This window comes from Streptomyces sp. MNU76 (genome assembly GCF_020982545.1).
Lineage (GTDB): Bacteria > Actinomycetota > Actinomycetes > Streptomycetales > Streptomycetaceae > Streptomyces.
On the sequence record NZ_JAJKLK010000019.1, the window covers coordinates 1,149,272 to 1,167,318 of the forward strand.

Here is an 18,047-nt window from a genome sequence, read left to right on the forward strand (position 1 = left end):
TCAGTTCGTCGGACCCGAGTTGTCCACACCTCTGGTCGCGATCTATCGCGAGTGGGTACGCTGCTGCCGTGGACCTTCACAAGCGCCCCACCCAGGAACCGCCGTTGTCCGCCGCCGAGCTGCGCGCCTCCGACGCCGACCGCGACCGGATCGCCGACCTCCTGCGCGACGCCCTCGCCGAGGGCCGCCTCACCGCCGACGAGCACGCCGAGCGGGTCGAGGGCGTGCTCGCCGCGAAGACGGTGGGCGAGCTGGACGTCTTCGTACGGGACCTGCCGGCCGGCCAGGCCCGCAAGGCGGGCCCGGTCTATGTGCCGGCCGTCTCCTCCGTGCCGAACCGGCCGACGCCCGGCGCCATCCCCGTCGATCCCGACGACCGTCTGGTCGCCGTCTTCAGCGCCTCCACGCGCAAGGGTCGCTGGCGGCCCGGCCGCCGTATCCATGCCTACGCGATATTCGGCAGTGTCGAGCTGGACCTGAGCGAGGCGCTCTTCGAGCACCGCCAGGTGATGATCAAGGTGATATCCGTCTTCGGCAGCGTGGAGATCCGCGTTCCGGAGAACGTCTCGCTGCGCGGCAGTGGCGGCGGCATCCTCGGCGACTTCACGGTGGACGCGCTGGACTCGGGCGAGACCGACGCCCCCGTGGTCTATGTGGACGGACTCGCGGTCCTCGGGAGCGTCGAGGCCAAGCCCAAGCGGGGGAAGGTGATCGCGGACCTCCTCGGCCGGGTCACCGACCATGTGGCCCGCAAGGTCGACGACCATTTGCGCAAACGCACGGATCGTTGACGCTTGTGAATTCGAGCACGCCCGGACAACCCCGAAGGGATCCGATCCGGTGCCGATCCGGTGGTGACCACGCGGTGTTGACAACGAATTCCAGCGGTTCGGGACTCAGTGCATAGGCCCGCGCACAGCGGGTATCCCTTGCTGCATCGTCTCTCGCTCGCGAAGCCGTCGTCAGGAGTAGACCGTGCTGCATCCGCCGCATTCGTCCCTGCAGGTCGCTGCTGTACCGCCCCAGCGGGTGCCAGTGCGAGACAGGGACCAGGACGCCCCGTGGCACACGGAGGCCGTGTGCCGGCGTGACGAGGCCGGGCTGTTCTTCGCCCCCTCCAAGGAACCCACCGCGTCCCGGCTCTCCCGCGAGGAGGCCGCCAAGCGGGTCTGTGCCCGCTGCCCCGTCATGGTCGAGTGCCGGGAACACGCGCTCCTGCAACCCGAGCCCTACGGCGTCTGGGGCGGCCTCACCGCCGCCGAGCGCCGGGTGGTGCTGGCCCGCAGGCGCCGCCGCGACCTCGAACTGCAGAAGGCCGCGCGGGCGAACGGGACGATAGCGGCGGCGGGTTGACCCCGCCGACACCGTAGAGGGCGCCCTCTCCGCACAAGAGGGCGCCCTTCCGGTGCCGTGGGGCAGCGCCCCGTCAGGGGCGAACTCGGCTTACTTGGCCTTTCTCGGCTTACTTGGCCTTCTCGAAGTCGATCGAGCTGTAGGCCCGCAGCTTGCTCAGCCGGTGCGTCGAATCGATCCGCCGTACCGTCCCCGACTTGGACCGCATCACGATCGAGTCGGTGGTCGCGGTCTCCGACCGGTACCGCACCCCACGCAGCAACTCACCGTCGGTGATCCCCGTGGCCACGAAGAACACGTTCTCCCCGGACACCAGGTCGTCGGTCGTCAGCACCCGGTCCAGGTCGTGCCCCGCGTCGATCGCCCGCTGCCGCTCCGCGTCGTCCTTCGGCCACAACTTGCCCTGGATCGTGCCGCCGAGGCACTTCACCGCGCAGGCCGAGATGATGCCCTCGGGCGTACCGCCCACCCCGAGCAGCAGGTCGACGCCCGTACCCTCGCGCAGCGCGAGGATCGAGCCGGCGACGTCACCGTCGGAGATCAGCTTGATCCGTGCTCCGGCCTCCCGGATCTCCTTGATGATCCCCTCGTGCCGGGGCCGGTCCAGGATGACCACGGTCACATCGTCCGGGGCGGACCGCTTGGCCTTGGCCACCCGTCGGATGTTCACCGAGATCGGAGCGTCGATGTCGACGAAGTCGGCCGCCTCGGGGCCGGTGACCAGCTTGTCCATGTAGAAGACGGCCGACGGGTCGAACATCGTGCCCCGGTCGGCCGCGGCCAGTACGGCGATCGCGTTCGTCATGCCCTTGGCCGTCAGCGTCGTGCCGTCGATCGGGTCCACGGCGATGTCGCACTCCGGGCCGGTGCCGTCACCGACGCGCTCGCCGTTGAAGAGCATCGGGGCCTCGTCCTTCTCGCCCTCCCCGATCACGACGACACCGTTCATGGACACGGTGGAGACGAGGGTCCGCATGGCGCGCACGGCCGCTCCGTCCGCCCCGTTCTTGTCCCCGCGGCCGACCCAGCGGCCCGCGGCCATCGCGGCCGCCTCGGTCACCCGTACGAGTTCGAGGGCGAGGTTGCGGTCGGGGGCCTCGGAGGGGACTTCGAGCTCGGACGGCAGATGATGGTTCTCGGTCATCGGAGCGCACCTTTCTGATACGACGACGGCCGGATGAGGGTTCCGCTCGACTCTATCGTCAGTTCGACAGAATGAGCAGGGGACCCCACGGATGAGCAGACCAGGGCACCTGCGACGATGAGGGCGTGGCAGGTATGAAAGGCAAGCAGACCGTTCGCGACATGGTCCTCTCCCTGGGGCTCATCGTGCTGGCGGCATGGGTCATCTATCTCTTCATCCCGCATGACGAGACCGAGCAGGAGCCCAGGCGCGTCGACTACCGCGTCGAACTGCTGACGGCACGTCGCGCGGCGTCCTATCCGGTGGCCGCGCCCGAGGGTCTGCCCGCCGCCTGGAAGGCGACCTCCGTCCGCTTCCGGGGCGACGAGTCCGACCGGTGGCACCTCGGGTTCCACGACCCCGACGGTCAGTACGTGGGGATCGAGCAGTCCGCCGAGAAGCCGTCCCGGTTCATCGCCGACGCCACACAGGACGCGAAGAAGACCGGGACCACGCAGGAGATCGGCGACGAGACCTGGACCCGCTACGAGGGCGACCGCTACGACGCCCTGGTCCTGGAGGGCACGAACTCCACCACGGTGGTCACCGGCTCCGCGTCCTTCGCCCAGCTGGCGAAGATGGCCGAGGCGCTCAGGACGGAGTGACCGCCGCTCGGACGGAGAGACCGCGCGAGCGGTGGGACGAGACGTGCGAAGGGCCCCGACCGTCGCCGGGGCCCTTCGTCATGCCTGCGGTGGGGCTCAGACCGTGGTGACGACGTGGTCGAAGTCCAGGCGCGGGGAGCGCGGGTACGAGGCGCCCTCGCCCGGTCGGCCGATGTTGACGACCATCAGCGGGGTGTGGTCGTCGTCCAGGAACTCCTTCTGGACACCGGCGAAGTCGAAGCCCGTCATCGGACCGGCGGCCAGGCCCGCGGCGCGGACGCCGATGATGAAGTACGCGGCCTGGAGGGCGGCGTTCATCCCGGCCGCGGACTCACGCGCCGCGCGCTCGGCGAAGAAGAGGTCCTTGGCCTGCGGGAACGCCGGGAACAGGGTCGGCAGTTCCTCGTGGAACTCGTTGTCCGCGGCGAGGATCGCGACCAGCGGGGCGGTCGCCGTCTTGGCCTGGTTGCCCTCGGACATGTACGGCACGAGACGCGCGCGAGCCTCGGTGGAGCGGACCAGGACGATGCGCAGCGGCGTCTGGTTGAAGGCCGTCGGGCCGTACTTGACCAGGTCGTAGATCGCCTGCACCTGCTCCTCGCTCACCGGCTCGTCGGTGAACGTGTTGGCGGTGTGGGCCTCACGGAACAGCAGGTCCTGGGCGGCGGGGTCGAGAACGAGCGACATGGAACAACCTTCGTGCGTCGGGTGGTGCGAGGTGGGCTCCCCCACCGTACGGCAGAGAAATTCAACTTTCAATCAAAATGGGCTGTGGTGAGCCGCTTCACAGCGGCTCCAAAAGGTGTGAACAGCGACGCCGCAGGTGAGAACAGTGGCTCCGCAGGTGAGAGGTGTTGCTGGGAGAGCCCTCAAGAGGGGTCAGCCGGACTCGGCGTCCCCTTCGCTCTCCTCGCCCTCCGCCAGCGCCGCGTCCAGCCGCGCTCGGGCTCCGTCGAGCCAGCGTCGGCAGACCTTGGCCAGCTCCTCGCCCCGCTCCCAGAGGGCGAGGGACTCCTCCAGCGTCGTACCGCCCGCCTCCAGGCGCCGGACGACCTCGATCAGCTCGTCCCGCGCCTGCTCGTACCCGAGGGCGCGGTCGATCTCCGAGACCCCGGCGGCCTCGCTCGTCCCCTCGGCCTCACTCACGTTGCTGGTCATACGGCCCACCCTATGCGTCCCCTCCGACAGTGCCGGTCTCCTGCACGGCCCCCGCTCCGTCGACCCGGACGGCGAACTCGCCCTCGGCCACCCGCGCCCGCAACGGCTCCTCCGGTCCCACCTCGCCGGGGGCGCGGACCACATGCCCGTCCGCCTTCTGCAGCACCGCGTACCCCCGCCGCAGCGTCGCCGCGGGGGAGAGGGCCACCACGCGCGCGTGCGTGTGCGTCAACTCCGAGGAGGCGCGGTCCAGATGGTGCCCGAGGCAGCGGCGCCCCCGGTCGAGCAACGACGCCACGTGGTCGGCGCGTTCGTCGATCATGCGGTGCGGGTCCTCCATCGAGGGACGCGCCAGCGCGTGGGCCAGCCCCCGCTCCTCCCGTTCCACGATCGCCTGCACGCACCTCCGCGCCCGGTCCCGCAGCCACCGCACCCGCTCGTACTCCTCGCCCACGTCCGGTACGACCTTCTTGGCCGCGTCGGTGGGCGTGGACGCGCGCAGGTCCGCCACGTAGTCCAGCAACGGGGTGTCCGGCTCGTGCCCGATCGCCGACACCACCGGCGTACGACAGGCCGCGACCGCCCGTACGAGCTGCTCGTCGGAGAAGGGCAGCAGGTCCTCCACGCTGCCGCCGCCGCGCGCCACCACGATGACGTCCACGCCCTCCATCGCGTCCAGCTCCTTCACCGCCTGCACGACCTGCGGCACCGCGTGCACGCCCTGCACGGGGACATTGCGCACCTCGAAGCGGACGGCCGGCCAGCGGTGCCGGGCGTTCTCCAGCACGTCCCGCTCGGCGGCCGAGGCGCGGCCGCACACGAGGCCGATGAGCTGCGGCAGGAAGGGCAGCGGTTTCTTCCGCTCGGGCGCGAAGAGCCCTTCGCCGGCCAGCGACTTCTTCAACTGTTCCAGCCGGGCGAGCAGTTCACCGACCCCGACCGGCTTTATCTCGGTGGCCCGCAACGACAGCTGCCCGCGCGGCGCGTACCACTCCGGCTTCGCCAGGACGACGACCCGGGCGCCCTCGCTCACGACGTCGGCCACCGCGTCGAACACCTGGCGGTAGCAGGTGACGCCCACGGAGATGTCGTGCGACGGGTCCCGCAGCGTGAGGAACACGACGCCCGCGCCCGGGCGCCGCGACAACTGGGTGATCTGCCCCTCCACCCACACCGCGCCGAGCCGGTCGATCCAGCCGCCGATGAGGCGGGAGACCTCGCCGACGGGGAGGGGGGAATCGGCGGACGTGTTCAGAGCCATGCGGCCGAGCGTAGCGGGGGGTTCGGACAAGGCCGCCCGCACAGCTCGGGGTTCGCGTGCGTCGGCGGGCGCGGGTGGGTCGTGGTTGCCCGCGAGAAGCCCCACCCACCCGTACCCGCCAGAACACGCGAACTCCTGAGCTATCGGGCGCCCCGCCCCACGGCGGAGCCCCGCCCGGGAACCCCTACGATGGAAGACATGACCGCTTCGCCTGGCCGCCGCCGTGTCCTCCTCGCCGCCCCGCGCGGCTACTGCGCGGGTGTCGACCGCGCGGTGATCGCCGTCGAGAAGGCCCTGGAGCAGTACGGGGCCCCGATCTACGTCCGTCACGAGATCGTCCACAACAAGTACGTCGTGCAGACGCTGGAGAAGAAGGGCGCCATCTTCGTCGAGCAGACGGAGGAGGTCCCCGAGGGCAACATCGTCATGTTCTCGGCCCACGGCGTCGCCCCGACCGTCCATGAAGAGGCGGCGCGCGGCAAGCTCGCCACCATCGACGCGACCTGCCCGCTGGTCACCAAGGTCCACAAGGAAGCGATCCGGTACGCGCAGGACGACTTCGACATCCTCCTGATCGGGCACGAGGGACACGAAGAGGTCATCGGGACCTCGGGCGAGGCGCCGGACCACATCCAGCTGGTCGACGGCCCCGAGGACGTCGCCCAGGTCGAGGTCCGCGACCCGTCCAAGATCGTCTGGCTCTCCCAGACCACGCTGTCCGTCGACGAGACGATGGAGACCGTCGGCGCGCTCAAGGAGAAGTTCCCGCTGCTCGTCTCGCCGCCCAGCGACGACATCTGCTACGCCACGCAGAATCGTCAGCTCGCCGTGAAGCAGATGGGCGCCCAGGCGGAGCTGGTCATCGTGGTCGGCTCCCGCAACTCCTCCAACTCGGTCCGCCTCGTCGAGGTGGCCAAGCTCGCCGGCTCCCGCGAGGCGTACCTCGTGGACTTCGCCAGTGAGATCGACGAGGCCTGGCTGGAGGGCGTGGAGACCGTCGGCGTCACCTCGGGCGCCTCGGTGCCGGAGGTCCTCGTCGAGGAGGTCCTGGAGTGGCTGTCCCAGCACGGCTACGAGGACGTCGAACTGGTGAAGGCCGCCGAGGAGTCGATCACCTTCTCCCTGCCCAAGGAGCTCCGCCGCGACCTGCGCGAGGAGGCGGCCTCCCTGGTCGCCGAGCGCACCGGCCAGGGCGCCTGATCTCTCCGCACGCGCGCGTACGGCCCCGGAACGTGAAGGTTCCGGGGCCGTACCCGTCCGGCGAGGTGAGGATTCCGACCGCCGTCGGCGGTGGGCCACCTCGCGAACATGACTGTCAGTCGTACGACGTAACGTAGGGCCATGCACATCTTCGGCGTGGACATCGGCGGTTCCGGGATCAAGGGCGCTCCCGTGGACCTGGACCTGGGCGACCTGGCGGACGAGCGGTACAAGGTGCTGACCCCGCAACCGGCGACGCCCGACGCGGTGGCCGACGGGGTCAAGGAGGTCGTCGGCCACTTCGGCTGGACCGGCCCGGTCGGCATCACCTTCCCCGGCGTGGTCTCGGGCGGTGCCACGATCCGTACGGCGGCCAACGTCGACAAGAGCTGGATCGACGTCGACGCACGCGCGTTGCTGAGCGAGCGGATCGGCGGGCTGCCGGTGACGGTGGTGAACGACGCGGACGCGGCGGGTGTGGCTGAGGTCCAGTTCGGCGCCGGGCGCGACCGGCAGGGCACGGTCATCCTGCTCACGTTCGGCACGGGCATCGGCAGCGCCGTCTTCTCCGACGGGGTCCTCGTCCCGAACACGGAGCTCGGCCACCTGGAGCTGCACGGCCACGACGCCGAGACCCGCGCCTCCACCAAGGCCAAGGAGGACCACGAGCTGACGTGGGAGCACTGGGCCAAGCGCGTCACCAAGTACCTCGCGCACGTCGAGATGCTCTTCTCGCCCGAGCTCTTCATCATCGGCGGCGGCGTCAGTCGCAAGTCCGCGAAGTTCCTCCACCTCATCGAGGGCATCAGGGCGGAAATCGTCCCGGCCCAGCTGCAGAACAACGCGGGCATCGTGGGAGCGGCGATGAGAGCGGCAAAGGCCGAGTAGCGAGGGGGCCGGCGAAGGCCCACGCCTACTTCCGTACGACGGCACTCCCCCCGAAGGGGCGCGGGGAACTGCGCGCCGAGCCCCGACGTCGCGGCAGTCGCCCGGCGGCGGGTCGGTCGGGCCCGGGAGGGCTGGCCTTCTGCTCCCGACGGCACCCCTTGAAGGGGCGCGGGGAACTGCGCGCCCGGCCCCGACGGCGCGGCAGTCGCATGACGGCCGGTCGGTCGAGTCCGGGAAGGCCCCCTTCTACGGCTCGACGGCACCCACCAGGAGCGCGGGGAACTGCGCAACCGGGCCCCGACGGCGCCGCAGCCGCACGACCCCCCGGGGCCACCCGGACGCGGCCCTCGCGCGGAGCGCTCAGCGGCCTCGAGGGACGGTACGGCGCGGCTGGGCCGGAGGCCTCGGCGTCCGGGGCCCCATGGGCCGGTGGTCGGACGGAGGCCGGTCCCGCTCGGCGGCCCGACGGGACATCAGTCGCAGCTTGCGCACGGTCACGATCACCCCGGCGACGAGCGTGCCGCCGTACAGCCAGCCGGCCTGCATGGCGAGGGCGGTGACCAGGGCCATCAGATGCCCCCCTAGCCCGCCCTCGCCCTCGGCGAGCAACGGCAGCCCCACCGCGTAGGCGATCGGCACGACGACGGGCGCGCTCGCCAGGTCACCGCGCCGCACCCACCCCGCACCCAACGCGCTGACCAGCAGGAACAGCACGCCGTACACGGTGGCGGAGGAACCGAGGAGCAGCCGGTCCAGCCCCGCCAGCACGAACATGGACACCCCGCAGAACAACCCGCAGCCCAGCCCGGTGAGACGCGGCTCCGGCATCCGACGCACGGCCCGCACGACGCCCCGTACAGCTCGTGCGACACTCCGCACCGCTCGGACCGGAGGGGGCACGGGCCCGCGCGCGACCGGAGCTCGACGTGGCGCTCCCGCGCCGGGAGCCCGGCCCTCTCTGCCGGCCTGCGGCGGAAGCGGAGAGGCGCCGCGGCGCGGCCCGGTCCGAGAGGGCTGCGGGGGGTACGTCCGTTGCTGCTGGTCCACTCGCCCAACTTAGGTCGGTTAATGTGCCGAATGGGTTCACAGACACGCCGTCGAGCGGACCTTGGCCAAGCGTTCGATACGTCGCCGGGGCGGGTGCCGGTACGCCGTAAACTGGGGGATCGGCCGGCCCTCCGGCCGCTGGGGCACGATCCGCCGGACAGGCTTCGGGCCGGCCCCAGGCCCAGCCGCTCCAGCCCCGGCCGCCTGGCCCTTCTACGTACGGGAAGTCGCAAACGTGTCGCTCACGATCGGAATCGTCGGTCTGCCCAACGTCGGCAAGTCGACCCTGTTCAACGCCCTGACCAAGAACGACGTGCTGGCGGCCAACTACCCGTTCGCCACGATCGAGCCGAACGTCGGCGTCGTGGGCGTCCCGGACGAGCGCCTGACGAAGCTGGCCGAGATCTTCGGCTCGCAGAAGATCCTCCCGGCGACGGTCGACTTCGTCGACATCGCGGGCATCGTGCGTGGCGCCAGCGAGGGCGAGGGTCTCGGCAACAAGTTCCTCGCGAACATTCGCGAGTCGGACGCGATCTGCCAGGTCATCCGTGCCTTCCAGGACGAGAACGTCGTCCACGTCGACGGCAAGGTCTCGCCCAAGGACGACATCGAGACGATCAACACCGAGCTGATCCTCGCCGACCTGCAGACCATCGAGAAGGTCCTGCCGCGCCTGGCGAAGGAGTCGCGCATCAAGAAGGACATCGCGCCGAAGGTCGCCGCCGTCGAGGCCGCCAAGGAGATCCTGGAGAAGGGCGACACCCTCTTCTCGCAGGGCATCGTGCAGGGCTCCGGCAACGAGGAGCTCCTCCACGACCTGCACCTGCTCACCACCAAGCCGTTCCTGTACGTCTTCAACGTCGACGAGGACGAGCTGACCGACGAGGACTTCAAGAACGAGCAGCGCGCGCTGGTGGCCCCCGCCGAGGCGATCTTCCTCAACGCCAAGCTGGAGCAGGACCTCGCCGAGCTGGACGAGGCGGACGCGATGGAGCTCCTGGAGTCGGTCGGCGCGGAGGAGCCGGGCCTCGCCACCCTCGCCCGGGTCGGCTTCGACACCCTGGGCCTGCAGACCTACCTCACGGCCGGCCCCAAGGAATCCCGCGCCTGGACGATCAAGAAGGGCGCGACGGCCCCCGAGGCGGCCGGCGTGATCCACACCGACTTCCAGAAGGGCTTCATCAAGGCGGAGGTCATCTCCTTCGCCGACCTGGTCGAAACGGGCTCGGTGGCCGAGGCCCGTGCCAAGGGCAAGGCCCGCATGGAGGGCAAGGACTACGTCATGCAGGACGGCGACGTCGTCGAATTCCGCTTCAACGTGTAGCGGCTGGCCTGCCACTCCGCCGCTGATCCGGCGCGCGGTTCGTGACCGGGTGGGGCAGGGCATCAGTGCCCCTGCCCCACCCGAACGGTCACTGCCCGGCGGCCCGGTCCGCCAGCCGTCCGGCGACGAACGCGACGGGCGAGATCGAACAGCCGGTAGAGCCGAGAGCGTGCTCAGCATGGTCTCCGCGCCGCTGGAGGCGGGCCCGGCGGTACTCGGGGCGGGGTGTACGAGGAAGGTGACCCCGGCCTGGAGCCCCGGTCCACGAGGTCATCGGTGAGGTCCGCCGCTGCCGTGCAACGCCTCCGCCCGCGCGGGACGGCGCACGGCCTCGCGCAGCTCCGTCACGAACCGCTCGCCCGCGGGCAGGAGTTCGCCGCTCTTGAGCAGCGTGTGGGCGGCCGCCTCGGTGTGCTCGCGCCAGGTGTCGTACTCGTGCCGGGCGCGCTCGCCTCCCGCCCCGGAGGCGAGTTCGGTGCGCCAGAAGTCCGTCACACCCAGATGCGCGTACGTTCCCTGGAGCAGCGCTCCGGCGGGCCGCGGATCGGGCCGCCACGGTGCGTGGTAGCGGGCCTCCGTCGGCGGACCGTGCAGCGGCAACAGGTCGAGCAGTGCGCCGAGTTGGACATGCAGAAACTCGTGCACAAGGGTCAGCGCGAGAAGCACCGGGTCCTCGGGGAGGGATGCGGCGACGGCCCCGAAGGCGCGACGGGCTGCCGAGCTCACCTCGGTGCCGTCGGGGTGGGGAGGCAGCGGCACCACTGTGGTCAGGCCCGCGGCGATGGTCTGGGCGTGCCAGGGGTGCCGCCGCACGAGCACCGTCCAGGCCGCACCCAGCGCTCGTGTCCACTCCCGAACCTGCCCGCGGGTGAGGGGCTCGGCGAGTTCGTGCCCGTGCGCCTCACGGAAGGGGCCACGGTCGGCGAGCCGCAGTTCGAGTGCCGCGCCGTCACAGACGGTCTCGACGCGGTGCCATGCCCGTCGGCCCGGGTCCACCATCAGCTGTTCCAGCCACCGCAGGTCCGCAGGCCCCCCGCGATCCAGCGCGATGAGAGCGCGGTTCAGACCCTCGTCCAGATACGGATGCAGCATGACTTCGCGCCAAGCCGCGCGGTCCCGCCGGTTCAGTTCGACCAGGCCGCGGTACACCGCCACCGTGGCGCCTTCGTCCGGATGCCCGTGCGCCGCCTGGCGCAACGCCCGCACCATCAGCATGCGTTTGCTCAGTTGCCCGCTCCGCAGCAGATCCACGGCGGGCGCACCACCGCGGGCGCGGGCCAGAGCCGTGAAGACGGGGTCGGGCACGGTGTGCGCTCTCATCGGGACGCCTTCCGTCGGGGCACGGCCAGCGCGGCGACGTCCTGGCGCAGCCGGGCGCCGATGTGGTCGACCAGGACCGCCAGGTCGTCGCAGTACACGGAGGGCGCCGAGAAGACCGGAGTGGCTCCGGGAGCGTATCTGTGGGCGTACAGGCCGCCGCCGCACACGCGGGAGCGGGTGCAGGAGCGGCAGACCGGGCCGAGCCCGCCCAGCCCTCGCTGCCGGGCCCGGAAGGCGGGATGCGCGGCGGCGACGGCGAAGGTGTCGCGCAACACGTGTAACCCGGTCTCGGGGGCCCCGGGATAGCTGACCTTGAGCGAGTCCGCCTGCTCGATCGACCCGTCGGTCTCGACGACGACGAGGTCGACGGGTGTGAGGCCGACCACCTCGCTGCGGGCGGTGCCGCCGAGCAGCAGCACCATGATCTCCTCGAACAGCCGGATGCCGGTTTCCCTGCGCGGGGCGCCGTACCAGCGGTCGAAGACCGCGCACAGCCAGTCGGCGTACGGGGTGGCGCACGCGGCCGCGCCCGGCGCGGGCGCGGCCGAGGGCGGGGAGATCCGCGCGTCGAGGCCGGGCGGCGGAGCCTGCCAGGTCCCATGGGGGAGTAACAGGTCCAGCCGGGGCGGAGCGAACCGCAGGAGCGCCTCGTATGTCTCCAGCGGTTTGGTGGTGGGATCGATCACGCACAACAGGCCGGCGAACAGGTGCCGGTGGGCCGGTTCCGTCAGCAGTTCGAGCGCGCGTGCGGTGGCGGCGTAACTGCCTTTTCCGTCGGCCCGCCGCCGATGCCGGTCGTGTGCTGCGGGGGTGCCGTCCAGGCTCACCCCGATTCGGACCCCGTGACGGCCGAGCACGGGGAGCAGTCGAGGGTCTTCGGCGAGCCGGATGCCGTTGGTCTGCAGGGAGAAGCGCGGCGTGGCGATCCCGGCCAGGGCATCCGTGACCGTCCCGAGGAGGTCCTCCAGGTACTCCGCTCCGACCAACAGGGGCTCGCCGCCGTGCAGCACCACATGCACCTCGGACAGCGCGTGCTCCGTGGCGTGTTCGGCCATCAGCCGCGACGCCCGCCGTACCGTCGCCGGAGCCATGCTCCTCGGCCGTTGCCGCCAACTCTGGTCAGCCGCCTCGTACATGTAGCAGTAGGTGCAGGCCAGGTTGCACCGGCTGTGCACCTTCAGCAGGAACTGCCGGAAGGGCACGGCCTCCGTCCCGCTGTCCGGCGCGGAGGGCGCGGAGGGCGCGGCGGGTGGGGCGTTGGTGGCGGACATCGGCATCGATCGCTCTGCTGCGGCGGCGGAGGAAAGAGGCCATCATAGGTACCCCGGGGAACCCGTGTGGCTCGCGGGGCGGATGACGTCCTCTGATCAGGTGGTCGGCGGTTCGATGTCCGAGTCGAGTCGTTTCCCGGACAGAATCGCCCGGGTCGTGGGGTGTGCCTCGCCCAGCTTCTCCCGGGCCCTCGTCGCGGCCTCCTCCGCCAACTGCCCCGCCTCCTCGGTGCGGCCGATCGCCCGCAGGCTCAGGCCCAGGTTGGACGTGATGCTGATGGCGTCGTAGTGGTCGGGCCCCAGGATGTCGAGGAAGTACCGCCGCGCACGCCGGTCCCACTCGACCGCCTGCTCCAGGTCGCCCGCCAGGAAGAGGTCGTTCGCGTGATTGATCATGCAGCTGAGGCTGTACGGGTGACTCTCCCCGACGATCCGTGACATCTGGTGCAGAGCCCGGTGGGACAGCTCGCAGGCGGATTCCGTACTGCCCGTCAGTCGCCGGTACACCGAGAGGTTGGTGGCGCAGGCCAGCGTGACGGGGTGTTCCGCGCCCAGGTAGGCGCTGTAGCGGTCCATCGCCCGCTCGGCCAGCTGCCGTGCCCGCTGTGGCTCCCCGAGCGCCGCCAGGTCGGAGGCGAGACCGCAGGCCGCGGCGAGCGTGTCCGTGTGCTCCGTGCCGTGCGCCTCGACGTACCGGGAGTGGATGTCCTCGTCGATCTTTCTCGCCTGTTCGTAGTCACCGGCCCGACGCAGCGCCACGGCGAGGTTGCGGCGCGTCCTCAGCGTCTCCATATGGCTGTCCCCGAGGGTCTGTTCGTACCACTGGACGGTGGCGCGCAGCAGGTCCAGGGCTTCCCTCAGGCTCCCCGTCTCCCGCAGATCCCGGGCGTAGTTGCTGGCGAACAGCAGGGAGTAGAAGTTGTCCCGGCCGCGAGCCTCGCTCTGCTGCCGGTAGGCGAGTTCGTGGAGATCCAGGGCCGCCCGGCGGTCGCCCGCGAGGTACTCCGACATACCGAGGTTGTTGGTGTACATCAGCGTGCGCGGGTGGTCGTCGCCCAGTGTCCGCAGGGCTCCGTCGAGGGTCTGACGGTCGAGCTCCCGGGCCTCGAGGTAGCGACCCAGGGCGCGCAGGTCGGCGGCGACGTTCCCGGCGGCCGCGAGCGTGTGCGCGTAGTCCGGGCCCTTGGTGCGGTGGAACCGCTCGAAGGTGTCCCGGTCGATCTCGTGCGCCGTCTTCAGCCGCCCCCTGGAGCGGAGCACGTTGCCGAGCTGGATGCGCAGCATCAGGGTCTGTGGGTCGTCGGGGTGCCCGATCCCGCACGCCTTCCAGCGGGCCAGTGTGCGTTCCGCGAGCTCCTGGCCATCCGTGTGCAGGCCGCGTTTCCACAGGTAACGCACGGAATCGGTGACCCACTTGCGCACTTCGGGGTCCGGGCTCTCGGCTGCCAGGCTGGGCCGCAGATGGGGAAGGAGTTCCGCATAGCGGTCCCAGTCCCCCGGTACGTCGGGGTCGCCCGGGTCGGCGTCCACCAGCGCGGCGTGCACCACACCGCGGGCCTGTGGTGTGCGTGTCTCGTCGACCTGGTCGCGGATGACGGCCTGCACCAGCCGGTGCACCGTGAGGGTCGCGCTGCTCTGGTCGCTCTTGGCCAGGCCGAACCGGTTGATCGCCCGGACGAGTTGGGCCACCGCCATCTCGTCGCGCGGCTCGCCCGGCGGCAGGGTCAACGCCTTGGTGACGGCCTTGCTGTAGAGGAGTCGCAACGGAATGGGGTCGGGTCCGAAGAAGGAGCAGATCTCCAGCATCTCGGCCGCCGCCTGGTTCACCCGGCGCAGCTCGTCCACCGCCAGGTTCCAGGTCGCCGCGGCGGAGCGCGGGTAGTCCCGCTGCGGTAGCCGGGTCGTCTGCAGCACCTCGGTGAGGCGGCCCCTGAGCAGCTCCAGATAGGTGGCCACCGGCATGCTGCTCTCGCTCAGCCACACCGCGGCCTGGGCGACCGCGAGCGGCAGGTCGCCCAGCTCCCTGGCCACCTCGTCGGCGTCGGAGGCCGTGAGCCCGGTGTTGAGGCGGTGCAGCAGGTCGGTGCTCTCCTGGCGCTGGAACACCTCGACCTCGACCAGCCCCGCGTCGTTCACCCAGGTCCGGTCACGGGAACTGAGCAGGACGTGTCCGCCGGGCGGCCCGGTCGGGATGAACTCCGCGAGCTGTTCGGGGCGTCCGGCGTTGTCGTAGACCAGAAGCCAGCGGTCGAAGGGTTCTCCCCGGCGCAGCGCCCTCAGCACCGACTCCGCGGTGCTCACCATGTCCTCGCCGACCTCCAGGCCGAGACGCGGCGCGAGATCGGCCAGGGCCGGGCGGATCAGACCGGGTTGCGCGGCGGTGACCCACCAGACCACGTCATAGGCTGCTTTGAAACGGTGTGCGTACTCTTGGGCGATTTGCGTCTTTCCTACGCCTCCGAGTCCGTAGAGGACCTGGGTGGTGCTGCCGGAGGTGAAGCCGTTGCGCAGCCGTTCCAGCAGGAAACCCCGGCCGGTGAAGGAGACGTTCCTGGAGGGGACGCGCTGCACCGCGGGGACGTGCCGGGGAACGGCGGGGCGGGCGAGCCGGGAACCGGTGCGACGCTGCCCGGGATACGGGCGCGGCGGACCGGGCCGACGACCGACAGCAGCTGGGCCTCGGCCTCCTCGGGGGTGCAGTGGGTGAGGTCGGCGGCGTACCGCCCCCCGAAGGGATCCCGAGCAGTGGTTTCGCCCTCCTGGACGCGCACCGCCAGCAGTGCTCCGTCGGCGCTCTGATGACCTCGCAACTGCTTCCAGACGTCCTGGGCGCGCCGCTGCACCATGTACTCGGGGGAGAGCAGGGCGAGCAGCCGTCCGCGTCCCTTCAGGACGGGGGTGACCTCGGGCAGCGCCCCGGCGCCCGGCTCGGCGGCGCTGTGCAGCGAGACCTGGTATCCGATCCCCTCCAGCCGGGCCGCGATCCACTCCGCCCACATGCGGTCGGCCGAGGCGTAGCTGACGTGGATGCGCGGCCACGACGTCCTGGGGTCGAGGTAGGCGGCACGCATCCGCTGCCGCTCCTCCTCCGGATGGGGGACGAGGGATCGCACCCGGCCGTCGGTGACCCACGCGGTGAGCCGCTCGAAAGCCGCGAGCAGGTTGCCCGGCTGGGAGGGCCGGTCCCGGACCGTGGTCGGGATCTCGGCGTAGGCGTAGTACTTCTTGTAGGGGATCTCGACCTCTCCCCAGTACTGTTCGTGCTCCGGTTCGGCCAGCCAGGCGAGGAACGGTCCGAACTCGGCACGAGCCAGGTCCCGGCCCCATTCGAGCAGTTCCTGTTCGCCGTCCTCGACCCGCATGGGGACCGGGAGGATGCGTACGGGGTGGCGCGCCTCCGAGGCCACCGACTGCGCGACGTCCAGGCCGCCCTCGATGCTCTGGTGGTTCAGCACGAACCCGTCGACGAGGACGTCCGGCATCACGGTGGTGCAGATCCCCGAGATGTCACTGACACCCGTGCGGCTGTCGATGAGGACGTAGTCGTACGAGGCCTTCATCTCCTCCCGCAGTGCCTGGAGGAAGGCACCGCCGCCGAGGCGTTCGTAGAACGCGCGCCAGTTGAAGCTGGTGACGTCCGCGGAGTACGACGGGGACATGCGCCCCGCGGGCAGGAAGTCGAGCCGGCCACCGGCGGGGAACCGAAGGTCCAGGCCGGTGGTGCGAGCGCCGAGCCGTGCGTGGGACCGCAGTTCGTCGTCGCTCATCACCGTGGTCTCGGCGCCGGAATCAGGCGGCTCCCCGGGGCGTATCACCTGTCCGACGAAGGCGTTCACCATGTTGATCAGGCCGTCGGTGTCCCGAAGCTTCGGGTCGAGGAGGAAGGGGCGCAGATAACGGTGCAGGCCGGGAGCCTCGAGGTCCCAGTCGACCAGCAGCACCCGCTTGCCGTTGCTGGCCATGATCCAACCGACGTTGACCAGGGCCATCGTGCGGCCGGTGCCACCTTTGTAGGAGTAGAAGGTGACTATCCTGCCGGCGTCCCGAGCCTCGGCCTCAGAGCTCATCGTCCTGATCCTTCTGCAGGGGGGTACGACCCGGCTGCTCGGTCGGATCGTCGGTGCTGTGCGGTGGTGTGTACGGGACACTGAGTCCGGGCATGGGCGGTACCGACGGTGCGGCGGGCAGCCGGCGCGGAGCGGCCTTCTCCATGAGACGGTTCTGGGCGACCACCACCATGCGGGCCAGCCGGTCCTCGAACCGATGTCTTTCGACCTGGACCTGGAACAGCGGATCGTAGGGGTCGTTGCGCCGCATCCAGTTGCGTCTGAAGACCTGTTGAAGGTCGGTCCACAGCGTCTCGTCACCGGATTCCTCGTCCGTCTCGTGACACGGCACGAGGACGCCGGTGACGGGGTGGTTCTGCCGGTCGTAGTCGGACAGCGGAGCGCGGTACCGGCTTTCCCGGGCCGCCCACGCGTCGACGAGCAGCACGGACGTCTGGTTGTTGTACATGGCCTCGTCGAGCTTCTCGCCGAGGCCCCGGTCGACGACTTCCAGACTGGTCGTGCACCCCTCGTCGATGATGACGCGCTGAGCCCGTAGGGCCACGGTGGGATGGATCGGAGGGTGGTACGGCGTCCAGTCGAGCGGTGAGGGCCCGTAGTACTCGCGCCGCTGCCGGCCCGCGGGCAGGGGGTCGGTGACGCCCGCCGCGATGAACATCCGGACGTGACCCGTGCTGTGTCTCCCCGGCCCCGCGGGTTCCCGTCCTTCGAAGGGGCTGCGCACGGCCCCGAGGTCGAGGCCCGGCGCGCGGGGCAGCCGGAAGTGATCGGCCACGTGGTGCACCCGCTTCGCGACGAGTTCCAGGACGGCGCGGTAGGCGCGGCCCCCGGGGGCGGAACGCAGCAGTCCCATCAGCCCCTGCTCCAGGTAGTCCTGGCCCATCGCCGGTTCGAAGTACTGGTACTTGCTGATCTCCGGTGGCATCGCATGGTGCAGGGGGGTCCACAGGACCGGTATGAGCGCCGGAACCTCGATGTCGGTCTGCTCCCGATACCTCAGCAGCCGGGATTCGAACGCGGCCCATTCCTTGCCGCAGTAGAGGCTGTCGACGTAACCGGGCGAGCACAGGGCCACCACGGCCCGACAATGCCCGATCTCGCTGCCGAGCGTGCTTTCCCAGTCCATGCCCAGGCCGATCCGCTGGATGTCGAGGAACGGCTGTTGTCCGCTGCAGTCCGCGCCCAGACGGCTCAGCTCCGCGACCAGGTCGTCGTAGAAACGGCCCACGAAGGCGCTGCCACGATCGTCCCGGCGCGCATAGCTGAGGAAGAAGTACGGCTCTCTCTCCAAAGCACCCCCCGGCCGCCGTATCCGGCCGCAGGCGTTTCACCGCGCCTGAGAGCCGGGACACGTGCGTAGCAACGTGATA

The 18,047-nt window shown here is 70.6% G+C and carries 16 protein-coding genes; 6 read left to right on the forward strand and 10 right to left on the reverse strand.

All coding sequences use genetic code 11. The features are described from left to right. The first annotated feature begins 68 nt into the window (after positions 1-68). Entirely contained in the window at positions 69-791 is a 723-nt protein-coding gene (locus tag E4N62_RS31700) for a DUF1707 domain-containing protein (protein WP_230219877.1), read from the forward strand. Between the two features lie 184 nt (positions 792-975). Then, the gene (locus tag E4N62_RS31705; RefSeq protein ID WP_184898982.1) at positions 976-1,353 is read left to right on the forward strand and encodes a WhiB family transcriptional regulator; all 378 of its coding nucleotides are present in this window, start codon (positions 976-978) and stop codon (positions 1,351-1,353) included. 109 nt (positions 1,354-1,462) lie between these two features. Here E4N62_RS31705 and glpX read toward each other — a convergent pair whose 3' ends face one another. Further along, a complete protein-coding gene (gene glpX, locus E4N62_RS31710) occupies positions 1,463-2,497 on the reverse strand; it encodes a class II fructose-bisphosphatase (protein WP_184898984.1) in 1,035 nt (344 codons plus the stop codon). A 134-nt stretch (positions 2,498-2,631) separates the two neighbouring features. On the opposite strand from glpX, the gene E4N62_RS31715 reads away from it, so the two are divergent. After that, entirely contained in the window at positions 2,632-3,141 is a 510-nt protein-coding gene (locus E4N62_RS31715) for a DUF4245 domain-containing protein (protein WP_230220313.1), read from the forward strand. Between the two features lie 96 nt (positions 3,142-3,237). On the opposite strand, the gene E4N62_RS31720 is transcribed toward E4N62_RS31715, so the two are convergent. The 3 genes from E4N62_RS31720 to xseA all read right to left on the reverse strand — a co-directional run bounded on the left by E4N62_RS31720 (position 3,238) and on the right by xseA (position 5,560). Then, positions 3,238-3,828: a malonic semialdehyde reductase gene (locus tag E4N62_RS31720; RefSeq protein WP_230219879.1), complete on the reverse strand. Its 591-nt coding sequence runs from the start codon at positions 3,826-3,828 to the stop codon at positions 3,238-3,240. A 192-nt stretch (positions 3,829-4,020) separates the two neighbouring features. Then, a complete protein-coding gene (locus tag E4N62_RS31725) occupies positions 4,021-4,299 on the reverse strand; it encodes an exodeoxyribonuclease VII small subunit (protein ID WP_230219881.1) in 279 nt (92 codons plus the stop codon). Positions 4,300-4,309: 10 nt separating this feature from the next. Further along, a complete protein-coding gene (xseA, locus tag E4N62_RS31730) occupies positions 4,310-5,560 on the reverse strand; it encodes an exodeoxyribonuclease VII large subunit (protein ID WP_230219883.1) in 1,251 nt (416 codons plus the stop codon). A 189-nt stretch (positions 5,561-5,749) separates the two neighbouring features. Here xseA and E4N62_RS31735 point away from each other — a divergent pair, with 189 nt between their 5' ends. Both E4N62_RS31735 and ppgK read left to right on the forward strand, forming a co-directional pair. Continuing rightward, positions 5,750-6,760 (forward strand): 4-hydroxy-3-methylbut-2-enyl diphosphate reductase, encoded by a 1,011-nt coding sequence (locus E4N62_RS31735; RefSeq protein WP_230219885.1) that lies wholly within the window; start codon positions 5,750-5,752, stop codon positions 6,758-6,760. Between the two features lie 141 nt (positions 6,761-6,901). Beyond that, entirely contained in the window at positions 6,902-7,648 is a 747-nt protein-coding gene (gene ppgK, locus E4N62_RS31740) for a polyphosphate--glucose phosphotransferase (RefSeq protein WP_230219887.1), read from the forward strand. Positions 7,649-8,008: 360 nt separating this feature from the next. Here the strand turns inward: ppgK and E4N62_RS31745 are convergent, their stop codons facing one another. Next, positions 8,009-8,476: a DUF6542 domain-containing protein gene (locus tag E4N62_RS31745; RefSeq protein WP_268269926.1), complete on the reverse strand. Its 468-nt coding sequence runs from the start codon at positions 8,474-8,476 to the stop codon at positions 8,009-8,011. Positions 8,477-8,930: 454 nt separating this feature from the next. On the opposite strand from E4N62_RS31745, the gene ychF reads away from it, so the two are divergent. Then, entirely contained in the window at positions 8,931-10,019 is a 1,089-nt protein-coding gene (gene ychF / locus E4N62_RS31750; RefSeq protein ID WP_230219891.1) for a redox-regulated ATPase YchF, read from the forward strand. Positions 10,020-10,289: 270 nt separating this feature from the next. On the opposite strand, the gene E4N62_RS31755 is transcribed toward ychF, so the two are convergent. The 5 genes from E4N62_RS31755 to E4N62_RS31775 form a co-directional block, all read right to left on the reverse strand. Then, a complete protein-coding gene (locus E4N62_RS31755) occupies positions 10,290-11,339 on the reverse strand; it encodes an HEXXH motif-containing putative peptide modification protein (protein WP_230219893.1) in 1,050 nt (349 codons plus the stop codon). Next, on the reverse strand, positions 11,336-12,616 hold the full coding sequence (locus tag E4N62_RS31760) for an FxsB family cyclophane-forming radical SAM/SPASM peptide maturase (protein ID WP_230219895.1): 1,281 nt from the start codon (positions 12,614-12,616) through the stop codon (positions 11,336-11,338). Before E4N62_RS31760 ends, E4N62_RS31755 begins: the two co-directional genes overlap by 4 nt. Before the next feature lie 90 nt (positions 12,617-12,706). Next, on the reverse strand, positions 12,707-15,133 hold the full coding sequence (gene fxsT, locus E4N62_RS31765) for an FxSxx-COOH system tetratricopeptide repeat protein (RefSeq protein WP_230220315.1): 2,427 nt from the start codon (positions 15,131-15,133) through the stop codon (positions 12,707-12,709). Beyond that, entirely contained in the window at positions 15,061-16,677 is a 1,617-nt protein-coding gene (locus tag E4N62_RS31770) for a KGGVGR-motif variant AAA ATPase (RefSeq protein ID WP_230219897.1), read from the reverse strand. Before E4N62_RS31770 ends, fxsT begins: the two co-directional genes overlap by 73 nt. Then, positions 16,667-17,968, reverse strand: coding sequence for a TIR-like protein FxsC (locus E4N62_RS31775; protein ID WP_230219899.1), 1,302 nt, complete (start codon positions 17,966-17,968; stop codon positions 16,667-16,669). The genes E4N62_RS31770 and E4N62_RS31775 overlap by 11 nt, the downstream gene beginning before the upstream one ends. Positions 17,969-18,047 lie beyond the last annotated feature (79 nt).

Excerpts from the sequence above, each read along its gene's own strand:
- xseA (WP_230219883.1), bottom strand. The coding sequence starts at position 5,560 with ATGGCTCTGAACACGTCCGCCGATTCCCCCCTCCCCGTCGGCGAGGTC.
- E4N62_RS31725 (WP_230219881.1), bottom strand. The coding sequence starts at position 4,299 with ATGACCAGCAACGTGAGTGAGGCCGAGGGGACGAGCGAGGCCGCCGGG.
- E4N62_RS31760 (WP_230219895.1), bottom strand. The coding sequence starts at position 12,616 with ATGCCGATGTCCGCCACCAACGCCCCACCCGCCGCGCCCTCCGCGCCC.
- E4N62_RS31735 (WP_230219885.1), top strand. The coding sequence starts at position 5,750 with ATGGAAGACATGACCGCTTCGCCTGGCCGCCGCCGTGTCCTCCTCGCC.
- E4N62_RS31770 (WP_230219897.1), bottom strand. The coding sequence starts at position 16,677 with ATGAGCTCTGAGGCCGAGGCTCGGGACGCCGGCAGGATAGTCACCTTC.
- E4N62_RS31720 (WP_230219879.1), bottom strand. The coding sequence starts at position 3,828 with ATGTCGCTCGTTCTCGACCCCGCCGCCCAGGACCTGCTGTTCCGTGAG.
- ppgK (WP_230219887.1), top strand. The coding sequence starts at position 6,902 with ATGCACATCTTCGGCGTGGACATCGGCGGTTCCGGGATCAAGGGCGCT.
- E4N62_RS31745 (WP_268269926.1), bottom strand. The coding sequence starts at position 8,476 with ATGCCGGAGCCGCGTCTCACCGGGCTGGGCTGCGGGTTGTTCTGCGGG.
- E4N62_RS31715 (WP_230220313.1), top strand. The coding sequence starts at position 2,632 with ATGAAAGGCAAGCAGACCGTTCGCGACATGGTCCTCTCCCTGGGGCTC.
- E4N62_RS31755 (WP_230219893.1), bottom strand. The coding sequence starts at position 11,339 with ATGAGAGCGCACACCGTGCCCGACCCCGTCTTCACGGCTCTGGCCCGC.
- glpX (WP_184898984.1), bottom strand. The coding sequence starts at position 2,497 with ATGACCGAGAACCATCATCTGCCGTCCGAGCTCGAAGTCCCCTCCGAG.